At 71.8% G+C, this 13780-nt stretch carries 13 protein-coding genes; 6 read left to right on the top strand and 7 right to left on the bottom strand.

Annotated features, from left to right (window positions below):
* Positions 1-2: 2 nt before the first annotated feature.
* Positions 3-965 (top strand): helix-turn-helix transcriptional regulator, encoded by a 963-nt coding sequence (locus ACIBP6_RS33740; RefSeq protein WP_397057867.1) that lies wholly within the window; start codon positions 3-5, stop codon positions 963-965.
* A 38-nt stretch (positions 966-1003) separates the two neighbouring features.
* Here ACIBP6_RS33740 and ACIBP6_RS33745 read toward each other — a convergent pair whose 3' ends face one another.
* Both ACIBP6_RS33745 and ACIBP6_RS33750 read right to left on the bottom strand, forming a co-directional pair.
* Positions 1004-1135, bottom strand: a complete 132-nt coding sequence (locus ACIBP6_RS33745; protein ID WP_397057868.1) for an MFS transporter small subunit — start codon at positions 1133-1135, stop codon at positions 1004-1006.
* Positions 1135-2481 (bottom strand): L-lactate MFS transporter, encoded by a 1347-nt coding sequence (locus ACIBP6_RS33750; protein ID WP_449595586.1) that lies wholly within the window; start codon positions 2479-2481, stop codon positions 1135-1137. The genes ACIBP6_RS33745 and ACIBP6_RS33750 overlap by 1 nt, the downstream gene beginning before the upstream one ends.
* A 240-nt stretch (positions 2482-2721) precedes the next feature.
* Between ACIBP6_RS33750 and ACIBP6_RS33755 the strand changes: the two genes are divergently transcribed.
* The gene (locus ACIBP6_RS33755; protein ID WP_397057870.1) at positions 2722-5010 is read left to right on the top strand and encodes an FdhF/YdeP family oxidoreductase; all 2289 of its coding nucleotides are present in this window, start codon (positions 2722-2724) and stop codon (positions 5008-5010) included.
* Between the two features lie 61 nt (positions 5011-5071).
* Positions 5072-6214 (top strand): SMI1/KNR4 family protein, encoded by a 1143-nt coding sequence (locus ACIBP6_RS33760; RefSeq protein WP_397057871.1) that lies wholly within the window; start codon positions 5072-5074, stop codon positions 6212-6214.
* 1 nt (position 6215) lies between these two features.
* Here ACIBP6_RS33760 and ACIBP6_RS33765 read toward each other — a convergent pair whose 3' ends face one another.
* Entirely contained in the window at positions 6216-7700 is a 1485-nt protein-coding gene (locus tag ACIBP6_RS33765; RefSeq protein WP_397057872.1) for a flavin-containing monooxygenase, read from the bottom strand.
* A complete protein-coding gene (locus ACIBP6_RS33770; RefSeq protein WP_397057873.1) occupies positions 7684-9189 on the bottom strand; it encodes a class I adenylate-forming enzyme family protein in 1506 nt (501 codons plus the stop codon). The genes ACIBP6_RS33765 and ACIBP6_RS33770 overlap by 17 nt, the downstream gene beginning before the upstream one ends.
* 179 nt (positions 9190-9368) lie before the next feature.
* Between ACIBP6_RS33770 and ACIBP6_RS33775 the strand changes: the two genes are divergently transcribed.
* The 3 genes from ACIBP6_RS33775 (at position 9369) to ACIBP6_RS33785 (ending at position 11284) form a co-directional block, all read left to right on the top strand.
* On the top strand, positions 9369-9965 hold the full coding sequence (locus ACIBP6_RS33775; RefSeq protein ID WP_397057874.1) for a TetR/AcrR family transcriptional regulator: 597 nt from the start codon (positions 9369-9371) through the stop codon (positions 9963-9965).
* A 291-nt stretch (positions 9966-10256) separates the two neighbouring features.
* Positions 10257-10925 (top strand): DUF4232 domain-containing protein, encoded by a 669-nt coding sequence (locus ACIBP6_RS33780; protein WP_397057875.1) that lies wholly within the window; start codon positions 10257-10259, stop codon positions 10923-10925.
* A gap of 68 nt (positions 10926-10993) precedes the next feature.
* Positions 10994-11284: a YiaA/YiaB family inner membrane protein gene (locus ACIBP6_RS33785; RefSeq protein ID WP_132608293.1), complete on the top strand. Its 291-nt coding sequence runs from the start codon at positions 10994-10996 to the stop codon at positions 11282-11284.
* Positions 11285-11289: 5 nt separating this feature from the next.
* Here the strand turns inward: ACIBP6_RS33785 and ACIBP6_RS33790 are convergent, their stop codons facing one another.
* Genes ACIBP6_RS33790 through ACIBP6_RS33800 form a run of 3 tightly spaced genes read right to left on the bottom strand, consistent with a single transcriptional unit; the run spans position 11290 to position 13747 of the window.
* On the bottom strand, positions 11290-11940 hold the full coding sequence (locus ACIBP6_RS33790; RefSeq protein ID WP_397057876.1) for a response regulator: 651 nt from the start codon (positions 11938-11940) through the stop codon (positions 11290-11292).
* A gap of 5 nt (positions 11941-11945) precedes the next feature.
* Complete coding sequence (macS, locus tag ACIBP6_RS33795) at positions 11946-13049, bottom strand: MacS family sensor histidine kinase (protein ID WP_397057877.1); 1104 nt, start codon at positions 13047-13049, stop codon at positions 11946-11948.
* 23 nt (positions 13050-13072) lie between these two features.
* Positions 13073-13747 carry a hypothetical protein gene (locus ACIBP6_RS33800; protein WP_397057878.1) on the bottom strand — a complete coding sequence of 225 codons (675 nt, stop codon included), beginning with the start codon at positions 13745-13747 and terminating at the stop codon, positions 13073-13075.
* Positions 13748-13780 lie beyond the last annotated feature (33 nt).

The raw sequence follows: 13780 nt of genomic DNA on the forward strand, positions 1-13780 counted from the left end.
ACGTGGTGGAGACCTCGGCGAGACTGCTGAAACTGCTGTCGCTCCTGCAGACCCCGCGCGACTGGTCGGCCACCGAGATCGCCGGCCGTCTCGGCGTCAGCACCCGCACGGTCCGCAGGGACGTCGAACGGCTGCGCGGCCTCGGATACCCGGTGGACGCCACCCAGGGCACCGCCGGCTACCGGCTCGGCGCGGGCGCGGCGCTGCCGCCGCTGCTGCTCGACGACGACGAGGCGGTCGCCGTGGTGGTGGGTCTGCGCACGGCGGCGGGCGGCTCGGTCGCCGGGATCGAGGAGACCTCGCTGCGCGCGCTCACGAAGATCGAGCAGGTCCTGCCGTCGCGGCTGCGGTATCGGGTCAGCACCCTGCACACCGCCACGGTCAGAGCCGGTACGGCGCCCGGGCCGCAGGTGTCGACGGACACCCTCATGATCATCGCGGACGCCTGCCGGCGGCGCGAGCGGCTGCGCTTCGACTACACCAGCCCGCGTGGCGGCGACTCCGTGCGGTCGGTGGAGCCGTACCACCTGGTCAGCTTCGGGCGGCACTGGTATCTCGTCGGCTTCGACACCGGCCGCGGCGACTGGCGTACGTTCCGGGTGGACCGGCTCACTCCGCGCACGCCGAACGGGCCGCGCTTCGCGCCGAGGCGGCCGCCGTACGACGACGTGGCGGCCTATCTGGCGTACCAGCTGTCGTCGCGGACGTGGCCGTGCCGGGCCACCGTCACCCTCCACGAGTCCGCCGAAGCCGTCGCCGACCGGGTCTGGCCGGGGATGGGCGTCGTCGAGGCCGTGGACGACCACAGCTGCCTGCTCCACGTTGGCGCCGAGACCCCGTCGGACCTGGTCTGGATGATCACCTCGGTCGACGCCGGCTTCACGCTCACCAGCGGTCCGCCCGAGCTGGCCGACGCCCTGCGCGCACAGGCCGAGCGCTGCCTGCGCGCCGTACGGGAACAGTGAGGGCCGGCCTCCGCGCGGAGGCCGGCCGGGGTGTCGTGTCAGCCGCCGAAGAGGGGGCCGAGCTTGAGCAGCAGCTCGTAGACGCCGTAGGCGAAGGGCACGCCCACCCACGCCCAGGTGACGACCATCAGGGCGGTACGCCGCGGCGCCGCCGTGTTCTGCTCCGCCATCATGATCCTCCTTGCGGTACGGCCGCGATGTTCTTCTCGGGCGCCTCGGTGGCCGGCGGCTCGTGGTACTTCGGGTTCACCGGACGGATCAGCTCGTTGGCCACGAAGCCGACCGCCAGCAGCGCGATCATGATGTAGAGCGACGTCGTGTAGAGCGCCGGGCCCGTCTTGCCGGCCGCCTCCTGGGAGTCGGCGATGGCGTTGACGATCAGCGGGCCGAGGACGCCCGCGGTGGACCACGCCGTCAGCAGGCGGCCGTGGATCGCGCCCACCTGGTACGTGCCGAACAGGTCCTTCAGGTACGCCGGAGCGGTCGCGAAACCGCCGCCGTAGAAGGACAGGATGCCCATCGCGCACAGGATGAACACGAAGCTGGCCGAGTCGCCGGCGATCGTGATCACCAGGTACAGCAGCGCGCCGACACCGAGGTAGACGCGGTACATGTTCTTGCGCCCGATGGCGTCGGACGCCGACGACCACGCGAGCCGGCCCGCCATGTTCGCCAGCGAGAGCAGGGCCACGAAGCCCGCCGCCGCGCTGACCGAGACCGGCGTGGACGTGTTGGCGAAGAAGTTCGTGATCATGGGCGCGGCCTTCTCCAGGATGCCGATGCCCGCGGTCACGTTGAAGCAGAGGACGATCCACAGGCACCAGAACTGCGGCGTGCGGATCGCGTTGCGTGCCGAGACGTTCGCGGTCGTGATGAGCGCGCGCCCGGTCGTCTCCGGCGGTGTCCAGCCCGCGGGGCGCCAGCCTTCCTTGGGGACCCTGATCAGGAAGACGCCGAGGGACATGAAGATCGCGTAGACGACGCCGTGCACGACGAACGCCGTCGCGATCCCGCTGGTCGTCGAGCCGAAGGAGCTGAGCATCTGCGCCGACCACGGCGAGGCGATGAGCGCGCCGCCGCCGAAGCCCATGATCGCGATGCCCGTCGCCATGCCGGGACGGTCGGGGAACCACTTCATCAGCGTGGACACCGGCGAGATGTAACCGATGCCGAGACCGATGCCGCCGACGATGCCGTACCCGAAGACGACCAGCCAGTACTGCCCGGTCGCGACGCCGAGCGCGGCGATCAGGAAGCCGAGCGAGAAGCAGACGGTCGAGACGAACATCGCCCAGCGCGGGCCGTTGCGCTCCACCAGCGGTCCGCCGAACGCGGCGGACAGGCCCAGCATGACGATGCCGAGCTGGAAGGGGAGGGCGCTCTGGGTGCCCGAGAGGTGGAGGGCGTCTTCAAGCGCGGGCTTGAAGACGCTCCATGCGTACGCCTGCCCGATGGAGAGGTGCACGGACAGCGCGGCCGGGGGAACCAGCCACCGGCTCCAGGTGGGTGGCGCCACCGAACGGGCGCGACTCAGAAACCCACCAGAGGTGGAATATTTCAACGTTTGACCATCTTCCGGCATGAATGAGTAGTATGTCGGCATTGATACTGTTTGTCTAGATTATCTGACAGTAGTCATGCCACTGCGTCATGGAGTCGCTGCCGCGGCCCGGGGGCTGTCACGACCGCCCCAGCGGCTCGAGGAACAGTGTGCAGTATTTTGGACAACGCTGGATAGCCGGAAATGGAGTATCGGGTGGCTAAAAAGGCTCCACGGCAGGACGTCGGCGACGAAGCCCTCCACGTCGGATCACCGAAGCAGTGGGCGGCCGGCGTGCCCGGCGTGGCCCACTCCCTGGAGATCTCGTACGCCCAGATGGGGGTCAAGCGCGCATTCCTGACGTTGACTCAGGTCAACCAGAAGAACGGCTTCGACTGCCCCGGCTGCGCGTGGCCGGAAGGCGATCATCGCAGCTTCGCCGAGTTCTGCGAGAACGGCGCGAAAGCGGTCGCCGAGGAGGCCACCCTGCGCAGGGTGACGCGCGAGTTCTTCGCCGAGCACCCGGTCAGCGAGCTGGCGAAGCGTACGGACTACTGGCTCGGGCAGCAGGGCCGGCTCACCGAGCCGATGCTCAAGGCGGCCAGCTCCGACCACTACGTGCCGGTGTCGTGGGACGACGCGTTCTCGCTCATCGCCGACGAGCTGCGGGGCCTCGACAGCCCGGACGAGGCGCTCTTCTACACCTCCGGCCGCACGTCGAACGAGGCCGCGTACGTCTACCAGCTCCTGGTGCGCCGGTTCGGCACCAACAACCTGCCCGACTGCTCCAACATGTGCCACGAGTCCAGCGGCTCGGCGCTCACCGAGACGCTCGGCATCGGCAAGGGCACGGTCCTGCTGGACGACCTCTACAAGTCCGACCTGATCTTCGTCGTCGGCCAGAACCCCGGCACCAACCACCCGCGCATGCTGACGGCCCTGGAGAAGGCCAAGAAGAACGGCGCCCGCATCATCGCGGTGAACCCGCTGCCCGAGGCCGGCCTGATGCGGTTCAAGAACCCGCAGCGACCGGTGGGCGTCGTCGGCAACGGCACCCAGATGGCCGACCGGTTCCTGCAGATCCGCATCAACGGCGACCTCGCGCTCTTCCAGGCCCTGTCGCAGCGGCTGCTGGAGGCCGATGACGCGGCTCCTGGCACGGTGATCGACCGCCGCTTCGTCGAGGAGCACACGCACGGCTTCGACGACTGGGAGAAGCACCTCCGCGACCTCGACTGGGCGGACGTCGAGGAGGCGACGGGGCTGTCCCGCGCGGAGATCGACGACACGGTCAAGGAGGTCCTCGGCGCGAAGTCGGTCATCGTCTGCTGGGCGATGGGCCTCACCCAGCACAAGAACTCCGTGCCGACCATCCGCGAGGTCGTCAACTTCCTGCTGCTGCGCGGCAACGTCGGTCGTCCCGGCGCCGGTGTCTGCCCGGTGCGCGGGCACTCCAACGTCCAGGGTGACCGCACGATGGGCATCTACGAGAAGCCCCCGGCGGCCTTCCTCGACGCGCTGCGCGCCGAGTTCGGCTTCGAGCCGCCGCGCGAGCACGGCCACGACGTCGTCGACTCGATCAGGGCGCTGCGCGACGGCGAGGCCAAGGTGTTCTTCGCCATGGGCGGCAACTTCGTCTCCGCGACTCCCGACACCGAGGTGACCGAGGCGGCGCTGCGCAAGGCCCGGCTCACCGTCCAGGTGTCGACCAAGCTCAACCGCTCGCACGCGGTCTGCGGCGAGCAGGCGCTCATCCTGCCCACGCTGGGCCGTACGGAGCGCGACGGCGACCGGTTCGTCACCGTCGAGGACTCCATGGGCATGGTGCACGCCTCCAGGGGACGCCTGCGCCCGGCCTCCCCGGACCTGCTGCCCGAGGTCGCCATCGTCTGCCGGCTCGCCAGGAAGTTGTTCGGCCAGGACGGCATCCCGTGGGAGCGCTTCGAGGCGGACTACGACGCCATCCGCGACAGCATCGAGCGCGTGGTGCCCGGCTTCGACGACTTCAACGCCCGCGTACGCGAGCCGGGCGGGTTCGTGCTGCCGAACGCGCCGCGTGACGAACGGCGTTTCGCCACCGTCACGGGCAAGGCGAACTTCACCGTCAACGAGCTGCGGGTGCTGCGAGTCCCCGAGGGGCGGCTGCTGCTGCAGACGCTGCGCAGCCACGACCAGTACAACACCACCATCTACGGCCTGGACGACCGCTACCGCGGCGTCCACCAGGGCCGCAGGGTCGTGTTCGTCAACCCCGACGACCTGGCCCGGCTCGGCATCGCCGACGGCGAGATGGTCGACCTGGTCAGCGAGTGGCCCGACGGGGAGCGCACGGCCGAAGGGTTCCGGGTGATCGCGTACGCCACCGCGCGCGGCTGCTGCGCGGCGTACTACCCGGAGACCAACGTGCTCGTGCCGCTGGACTCAGTCGCGGAGACGTCCAACACGCCGACCTCGAAGAGCATCGTGGTGCGCCTCGCCCGCCGGGTGATGTCGGTCTCCGGGTAGGCCGATTCGGGATACTCTGCCGGGCGTGCGGCGAGTGATCAGGTCTCGAGGGTTATGGTGCGTGCTGTCCGCTGCCGTGCTGGCGGCGGTCGCCGTGCTGGTCGTACGCTCCCGCCGCCGCCCGGCGGGAGCACCACCTGCGGCCGAGCGCCGGGCGGAGCCGCCGGTCGCGGCTGAGAGCCCGGCGGGGCCGGCACCCGCGGCCGAGAGCCCGGTGGCGCAGTGGCCCCCGGCGCCGATCCTCGGCACCCCGACCGAGAAGGACGCCGACCGGTACGCCGCCAAGCCGTCCGTCCTGGATCGCCCCTCCCGGCCCGTCCCACCCCGGCAGCCGCTGGACGGGGCCACCCGGCGCCGCCTGACCCGCTGGGCCGTGGCCGGGCTCGCGCTCGTCGTGCTGGCCGGGGGCGTGCAGGCGCTGGAATCGGCCGTCTTCTCCGGCGGAACGGAGGAGGCGACGGTGGCCGAGACGGAGCAGGGCGGCTCAGCTGTCTTCGTAGGCACAGGCGGCCGGCCGGAGCCGGTCCCCGACTACGCGTCGAGCCCCGACTCCGCATCAGTCCCCGACTACGCATCAGTCCCCGACGCGGACTGCCGCCCTCAGAAGGCCGCCCCGCGCGTACGGAAGATCGACGCGAAGGTCACCCGGGCGGTGAACCGGCAGTGGCGGCGGATCGAGGCGTGGCTGAAGAAGAACGCGCCGCGCAGCCGTCGCACGCTGGCCGGGCCCGCCAAGCCCCAGGCCATCGCGGCTGCGGAGGCGGAGCTGGGCCTGCGCTTCCCCGACGACCTGCGGGCGTCGTTGCTGCGGCACGACGGGACCACGTACGTGGCGGAGACCTGGGGCTTCGGCTTGCTGGGCCACGGGAACATGAGCGTCCGTGAGATCCGGGAGAACTGGCGGCAGCTCTGCGAGATCGACGGCGAGGACATGGGCGGCGATCCGCGCGAGGAGTGGTGGGACGCGCGCATGCTGCCCGTCGGCGCCGACGGAGGCGGTGACCATCTCGTGGTCGACACGGTGCGGCGCGACGTCGGCGAGACCGATCACGAGGGCAGTATGAGCTTCACGCCCGGAGGGGTGCGCATTCGCTCCTATCACGCCCTGCTCAAGGCCACCGCCGACGCCCTGGAGCGGGGCGGCTCCATCGGCTACTGGCGGCCGAGGGCGGTGGGCGGCGAGCTCGAATGGGACGTGCGCTGACTCAGGCGCCGTCGAGCAGGTAGTCGGACATGCGCACCCGGCGCAGCCGCCGCCAGAACGCGACCGCGGTGTCCGGCCAGAGCACCGTGATCCGGCCGCTGCGCGGGTCCTGGTACCAGCTGCGGCAGCCGCCCGTCTGCCACACCGTGTGGGCCATCCGGCCCCGCAGCCACTCGTTGAAGGCGCGCTGCACCTCGGCGCGCACTTCGAGGGAACCCCGGCGCCGCATCCGGCGCACGCAGGCCACGACGTAGCGGGCCTGCGCCTCGATCATGAAGATCTGGGAGTTGTGGCCGAGCGCGGTGTTCGGGCCGACCATGACGAACAGGTTGGGGAAACCGGCGACCGTTGTGCCCAGGTAAGCCTGGTCGCCGTCCCGCCACGCCTCCGCCAGCGAGAGGCCGTCACGGCCGGTGATCGACATGCGGGTCACGGTGTGATGAGCGTCGAAGCCGGTCGCGTAGATCAGCACGTCGGCCGGCACCTCGACGCCGTCCGTCCCCACCACCGAACCGGGCCGGACCTCCTTGACGCCGCCGTCGCGCACCTCGACGTCCGGGCGGGTGAGGGCCGGATACCAGTCGCTGGAGATGAGCAGGCGTTTGCAGCCGATCGCGTAGTCCGGGGTCAGCCTGGCCCGCAGCTCGGGGTCGGTGACCTGCCGTTCCAGCAGCCTCCTGGCGTACCGGGCGGTCGTGGCCATGGCGGCCGGGTCGCCGACGAAGCCGCGGGCCCGCTTCTCGTGGGTCCAGAACAGCCGGGCCCGCACGTACCACCGGTACGGCGGGAGACGCCGGGCGAGCCACCGCTGCCGCTCGGTGAACGCGCGGTCCGCCTTGGGCAGGATCCAAGGCGGCGTGCGCTGGTACACCGTCACCGCGGCGGCTCGCCCGGCGATGGCCGGGACGAACTGGATCGCGCTGGCCCCCGTGCCAAGCACCGCGATCCGCTTCCCGGTCAGATCGACCCCGTGATCCCACGTGGCCGAGTGGAACACCGCCCCCCGGAACTGCGCGACGCCCGGCAGGTCCGGAATGGCGGGGTGGTGCAGCGGCCCGACCGCGGAGACCACGAACCGGGCCGTGTACCGCTCTCCCGCCGCCGTGGTCACCTCCCAGTGCCGGCCCGACCAGCGTGCCTCGACGACCTTCGCGCCGTACCGGATCCGGTCGAGCAGGCCGCGCCTGCGGGCGACGTCGCGCAGGTAGTCCAGGATCTCCGCCTGGCCGGCGAAGAGCCGGGTCCAGCCGGCCCGCTGGTCGAAGGAGAAGGAGTACAGCGGCGACGGGATGTCGCAGCCGCAGCCCGGATAGGTGTTGTCCCGCCAGGTGCCGCCGAGGTCGTCGGCGGCCTCCAGGACGAGGAACGAGCGCAGGCCGGCCCGGTCGAGCAGCGCGGCCACCCCCAGGCCGCTGAACCCGGCGCCGATGATCAGCACGTCGAGCTCGGCGCTGCCGGGCCGGCCCCGCTCAGCCTGTCGCGGCATCGGGCTCCTCGCTCAGCCGCCGCTTGAGCACCTTGCCTGCCGGGTTGCGGGGCAGCTCGGTGACGAACCGGAACTCGGCCGGGATCTTGTAGTCGGCCAGCCGGGCGGCGGCGTACGCGCGCAGTTCCTCGGCGGTGGGCGAGGTGCCGGGCCGCGGGACGACGATCGCGCGGACCCGCTCGTCGAAGAGGGGGTCGGGCACGCCGACCACGGCGATGTCGGCGACGTCCGGGTGCTCGGCGATGACGCTCTCGACCTCCAGGCTGTAGATGTTCTCGCCACCCCGGATGATCATGTCGTTGAGCCGGTCGAGCACGCGGACGTAGCCGTCGGCGTCGACGGACCCGACGTCGCCGGTGCGCAGCCAGCCGCCGGCGAAGGTCTTCGCGGTGGCGCCGGGCCGTTCCCAGTACCCGGCCGCGACCACCGGGCCGCGTACGCACAGCTCCCCGACCTGCCCCCGCAGGTCACGAGGCGGTGCGCCGTCGATCGAGATGCCCAGCTCGACGCCGGACACGGCCCGGCCGACGCTCCAGGGCCGCGTCGTGTACTCCTCGCCGTCGACGTACGTGACGATCGAGGTCGCCTCGGTCAGCCCCCAGACGTTGGCCAGCCGCAGCTTGGGCAGCCGCTCCGCCACCTGCGCGGGGAAGGTCTCGGGCACCGGCGAGCCGCCCATGACGAACAGCCGCAGCGCCGACAGGTCCGCGGAGTCGACGTCGTCCAGCATCAGCAGCAGCCGCAGCATCGCCGCGACCCCCGCGAACACCGTGATCCGCTCGCGGACGAAGAGGTCGAGCACGGTGGCCGCGTGGAACGACGGCGTCATCACGCAGCAGCCGCCGGCCGAGACGAAACCGACGAATAACGACACCAGGCCGGTGGCGTGGAACATCGGCGCCGCGATCAGCGTGCGCTCGCCCGGCGCCGCGCCGAGCCGCTCCCGGACGGTGCCCGCGTTGAACAGCAGGTTCGCGTGCGTCTGCATCGCGCCCTTCGGTCTGCCGGTCGTGCCCGAGGTGTACAGCAGGTGGGCGACGTCGCCGGGCCTGCGGGCGACGCCGGGCGGCGTGGCGGGGGCCGGCGGGGCGCCGGTGCAGGCGACGATCTCGGCCACCCGCAGCGGCTCGGCCACCGAGTCCGGCGCCAGCCGGGCGGCGAGGTCATCGTCGGTCAGGACGTACCGGGCGCCGCTGTCGCGTAAGACGTACTCGATCTCCGGGGTGGTGAACCGGGTGTTCACCAGCACGGCGATCGCTCCGGCCAGCTGGATGCCGAGGTAGCCGGTGGCGTGGTGCCAGCCGTTCGGCAGCAGGACGGCCACCCGGTCGCCGGGCCGGACGCCCAGCGCGGCCAGCCTGGCGGCGGCCGCCCGCGCGCGTCGCGACACGGCCGCGTAGTCGAGCCGCCGCGGCCCGTCGACCAGCGCCTCGCGCGAGCCGTGCTCCTTCGCGACCGCGAGCAACATCGAGGCGATCGTGTCAGTCAAGGGTTTCTCCGGGGTCGGGGTCGCGGCTCGTGTCGATCAAACGATCGGCATGCTAGGGCGGGGCCTGCTCGACCGTCAAGGCGAGGCAGGTTCGGGCGCGGGGCCGCCCTGCTAGGCTCGCCGCACTCATCGGCCACTGACCTGGGCCGACGGGAGGCGAAGCGGAAAGGCGGACTCGATTGGCCAGGAAGCGCAGCCTGGACGAAGGCCCGGTGCTGCGAGAGCGGATCATGGGTCAGGCCAGCGCGCTCTTCCAGGAGCGCGGCTACGCGGCGACCTCGATCCGGGACATCGCCGAGGCGGCGGGCATCTCGTCCTCGACGATGTACCACTACTTCCAGAACAAACAGGAAGTGCTGTACGCGATCATCGCGAAGTTCATGGCGGACTTCCTCGCGGCGACCGTGCCGGTGCTGCAGGACCGGACCATGACGCCCACCGCGCGGATACGGGAGATCGTCCGCGTCCACCTGGAGATGAGCGACGACCGGCGGCCCGAGCTGCTGATCGGCAACCCGATCCGCTACGCGCTCAGCCCTGATCAGCGGCGCGAGGGCATCCATCTGCAGAAGGCGTACCACGACGCGGTGCGCGACGTGATCGCCGAGGGGTGCGCGACCGGTGAGTTCCAGGTCGACGACGTCGGCATGGCCACGATGGCGGTGCTCGACATGCTCAACGGCGTGCGCGAATGGTTCCGGCGGTCGGGCCCGTTGAGCCGGGACGAGGTCGTCCACCACTACACCACCTTCGTCTGCAAGATCCTCCGCGCCTGATCGCGGCTCCGGGAGACGAACGTCGTGGACGAACGGCTTTCGTTCTGTGGCGAATTACGCATTCGAGGCGAGGAATCCTGCCTTGCCGGTGATCACACGGGCAGGTCAGCGCGTCCGCCACGGGTTCCGGCCCCGGGGGGTTGATGATCCGGCGCGCGGCGTTCGCATAGAGTTGCGGCTCGTGACAGGGACGCCTGTCGCGCAGCGCCGCCTTTTCCGGCGCCGGAACCGGGCCCGACGCAGACCGGGCGTTCCGCGACCGCAGCCATTGATGTGAGATGAGGACGAACTGTGTCACGACTTCGTACGGTCCCGAAAGCGGTCCTGCTGCTCGCCGTGATGGCGGGGTTGTCGGCTTGCGGGAGCTCTTCGGCGCAGGCCCCCGCCGCGGACCCGCCGTCGGCGGCGTCGAGCTCGGCCGCCGCCGCGCCCAGCTCCGCCGTTGAGACGCCGAGCTCCGCCGTTGACACGCCGAGTGAGAGCGGCACGCCGACCGCTCCGGCGGCTGCGGTGCCCGCCTGTGCGGCCGACGACGTCGAGGTGACGCTCACCGAGCAGCCGCAGCGGCGCGAGGGAGACACCCGGATGGCGCTCCTGCACGTCACGAACACCTCTGACGGCACCTGCGGCGTGGCGGGCCGGCCGGTGGTCACCCTGGTGAACGCGGCCGACGAGGCCGTGGACGTGCCCACGGAGAACGTCGCCCAGCCGGGCGAGTCGGTCCCGGCCGACCTGACCGCGGGCGGCGGCGCGTTCGCCGGGATCAAGTGGACGGTCTGCGACAAGAGCGACTCCGACTGCCCGACCGGCAACGGCTTCAAGGTGGGGCTCGCCAAGGGCGGGCCGCAGGTGGCGGCGACCCTGGAGGGCTTCCCCGCCCCCGAGCAGTCCGGCATCACCGTCAAGTCGCTCCAGGTCGGCACGTTCCAGCCCAGCAACCAGGGCGTCGTCGCCTGGTAGCGCGTACTCAGCAGGATTTAGGTACCTCTACTCAGGCGGCCGGCGCGTCCAGGCCGGACCCTGGGGGCATGAGCAAACCCGTCCAGCCCAGCATGACCGCCGCTTACTTCGCGCAGTGCGTCATCTCGTTCGGTGTGGCGCTCGGGAGCGTGACGCTCGGCGTCCTCTACCTCCCCATCGACGCCTGGATCCGGGCGTTCCTGGCGATCGCCGTGCTCTACACGGTGACGTCGGCCTTCGTCCTGGCCAAGTGCATCCGGGACCGGCACGAGGTGGCCAACATGGCGAGCCGCATCGACCAGGCGCGCCTGGACAAGCTGCTCGCCGAGCACGACCCGTTCAAGGTCGACGCTTCCTGAGCCCGCTACGCCTGGTCGAGCCCGCGCTCGATGGCGTAGCGGACGAGCTCGACCCGGTTGTGGAGGTGGAGCTTGCTCAGGGTGTTCTGCACGTGGTTCTGCACGGTGCGGTGGCTGAGCGCCAGCCGTTCGGCGATCTGCTTGTAGGACAGGCCCTTGGCGACGAGGCGCAGCACCTCGGTCTCGCGGTCGGTGAGGCGGGGGCCTCCGACTGCGGGCCGCTGCGTGGCCAGGCGGCGGTACTCGCCGAGCACCAGACCGGCCAGGCCGGGGGTGAAGACCGGTTCGCCCTCGGCGGTGCGCCGGACGGCGTCGAGGAACTCCTCCCGGCTCGCGGACTTGACCAGGTAGCCGGAGGCGCCCGCCTTGACGGCCTCCAGCACGTCGTCCTGCTCGCCGCTGGCCGACAGCACCAGCACGCGCGGCGGCCGCTCGGACGCCGCCAGCCCTCGGGCCACCTCCACCCCGGCCAGGTCGGGGAGCCGCAGGTCGAGCACGACCACGTCGGGGCGTACGGCGCCGGCGACGCGCAACGCCTGGCGGCCGTCGCCGACGGTCGCCACCACCTCGTAACCGGCCTGCTCCAGGTCACGGGCGACCGCGTCCCGCCACATCGGGTGGTCGTCCACCACCATCACCCGCAGAGCGCTGGTCATGCCCGTCACTCTAGAAGCAGAGGGACGGTCAGTTCGACCTCGGTGCCCTGGCCGGGGGCGGACGTGATCTCGACGGTGCCGCCCACTCCCGCGATCCGGCCCCGGACGGACTGCGCGATGCCGAGCCTGCCCTCGGCCGCGGCCTCATCGAGGCGTCCCGCGGGGATGCCGGGGCCGTCGTCGCGTACGGTGACCGTCATCCGGACGCCGTCGTCCTCGGCGAAGACCCAGGCACCGGCATCCTTGCCGCAGTGGCGCCGGACGTTGTCGAGCGCCGCGCCCACGGCCGCCACGACCTCCCGGGCCTGGTGGGCGGGGAGCGGCAGCGGGGTCGCGGGGGTCGACACGGTGACCGTCGCGGAGGCGAAGCGGCGTAATCGGGCGCCCACGTCGACCGTCTCCGCGCTGTCCTGGTCCGGTGGCCCGCTGCGGACCATCTCGCGCAGCGCCGCCTCCTGCTCACCGGCCAGCCGTCCCAGCTCGGCGGCCTCCCCGCCGATCTCCAGGCCGCGGCGCTGCACCAGCGCCAGCACCTGCAGGACGGAGTCGTGGATGCCGCGGGCGAGCCGTTCGCGCTCGCGGACGGCGGCCTCCGCCTCGACGGCGCGCTGGAGCCGTTCCTCCGCCTGTTTGGTGAGCCGGGCCACGTGGCCGACGACGCTGCCGGCGAGGATGAGCAGCACGGCCCCGTTGACGGGGGCGGACAGGCTCCATTCGCGCAGGCCGCGCAGCCACAGGTCGCCGAGCGACAGGATGACCGCCGAGACCGCGCCGGCCCGCCGCCCGCCGTACACGCCCCAGGCCAGGACCGGCCCGCCGACCCAGGTCGCCGTGAGCGGCATCAGCCCGGAGGCCCTGGCGTCGGGGCCCTGGACGTACGGCGAGCTCAGCAGGCAGGCGAGCGTGACGACGACGTCGAGCGCCAGGAGCCGCGCGTTCGGGCGGGCGACGGTGACGACCGCCGTCCAGACCGCCATCACGCCGATGACCAGCCAGCCCGCGACGGGACGCTGGTAGCCGCCGGCGCTCACCAGCAGCAGCACGGCGTACCCCAGGGAGGCGACGCGGTAGACCGCGATCGCCCGCCAGAACGACCCCTCGATCCCCATATGACCTGACTTTAGGGGGCGGATCAGTCGAGCCAGATGACGATTCCGGTCAGGCCGTTGAGGACGGCGGCGACGCCCGCCCGGATGGCCCGGCCGGCGCGTTCGGGGGTGAAGCTCGCCGGGTCGTACGTCGAGGACATGCCGAGACCTTCGCCGCGGAACGACGCGCCGGTCCAGTCCGCGGCGGTGACGTTCTCCGTGGGCTCGGCCAGCTCCGCGCCGACCACGAGGAACTGCTGGTCGAGGTGGTTGGGGCTGACCATGGCCAGGGGGTCGACGAGGTCGTTGCCGGCGCTGACGATGAGGTCGGGCTTCAGCTGGATCGCCTGGCTGATGCTCGCGACGTACTGGTGCGGGTCCGTGGGCGCGATGGTCCGCAGGTCGACGTCGTTCTCCTCGGCCCACGTCAGCACGGCGTCCACCAGGGTCCGCGTCTGGGGGTCCTGGCCGGTCGTGAGCAGCACCACGCGGTAGTCCTCCGACGGGCGCACGTCGTTCCAGGAGCCGGCGCGCGGCGTGATCGTCGACTCGGGGGCCGGCGTCGCGACCGGATCGGAGAACCCCGGGGCGAGCGAGCCGACGGCGGTGGGCTCGGCGTGCGGTCGCGACCAGTCGTCGCCCGCGCCGCATCCGCCGGCCAGTGCGGCGAGCGCGACCACCGCGGCGAGCGTTCGGGCGGGCAGGAGCCGGGAGCGCATGGGATGGAGTCCTCCGGGACGGCGGGAAGAAGG

The sequence above is a fragment of the Nonomuraea terrae genome (assembly GCF_044465245.1).
GTDB classification, from domain to species: domain Bacteria; phylum Actinomycetota; class Actinomycetes; order Streptosporangiales; family Streptosporangiaceae; genus Nonomuraea; species Nonomuraea terrae.

Coding starts and splice junctions, on each gene's coding strand:
- ACIBP6_RS33745 (WP_397057868.1), bottom strand. CDS start 1,135: ATGGCGGAGCAGAACACGGCGGCGCCGCGGCGTACCGCCCTGATGGTC.
- ACIBP6_RS33765 (WP_397057872.1), bottom strand. CDS start 7,700: ATGCCGCGACAGGCTGAGCGGGGCCGGCCCGGCAGCGCCGAGCTCGAC.
- ACIBP6_RS33785 (WP_132608293.1), top strand. CDS start 10,994: ATGAGCAAACCCGTCCAGCCCAGCATGACCGCCGCTTACTTCGCGCAG.
- ACIBP6_RS33790 (WP_397057876.1), bottom strand. CDS start 11,940: ATGACCAGCGCTCTGCGGGTGATGGTGGTGGACGACCACCCGATGTGG.
- macS (WP_397057877.1), bottom strand. CDS start 13,049: ATGGGGATCGAGGGGTCGTTCTGGCGGGCGATCGCGGTCTACCGCGTC.
- ACIBP6_RS33800 (WP_397057878.1), bottom strand. CDS start 13,747: ATGCGCTCCCGGCTCCTGCCCGCCCGAACGCTCGCCGCGGTGGTCGCG.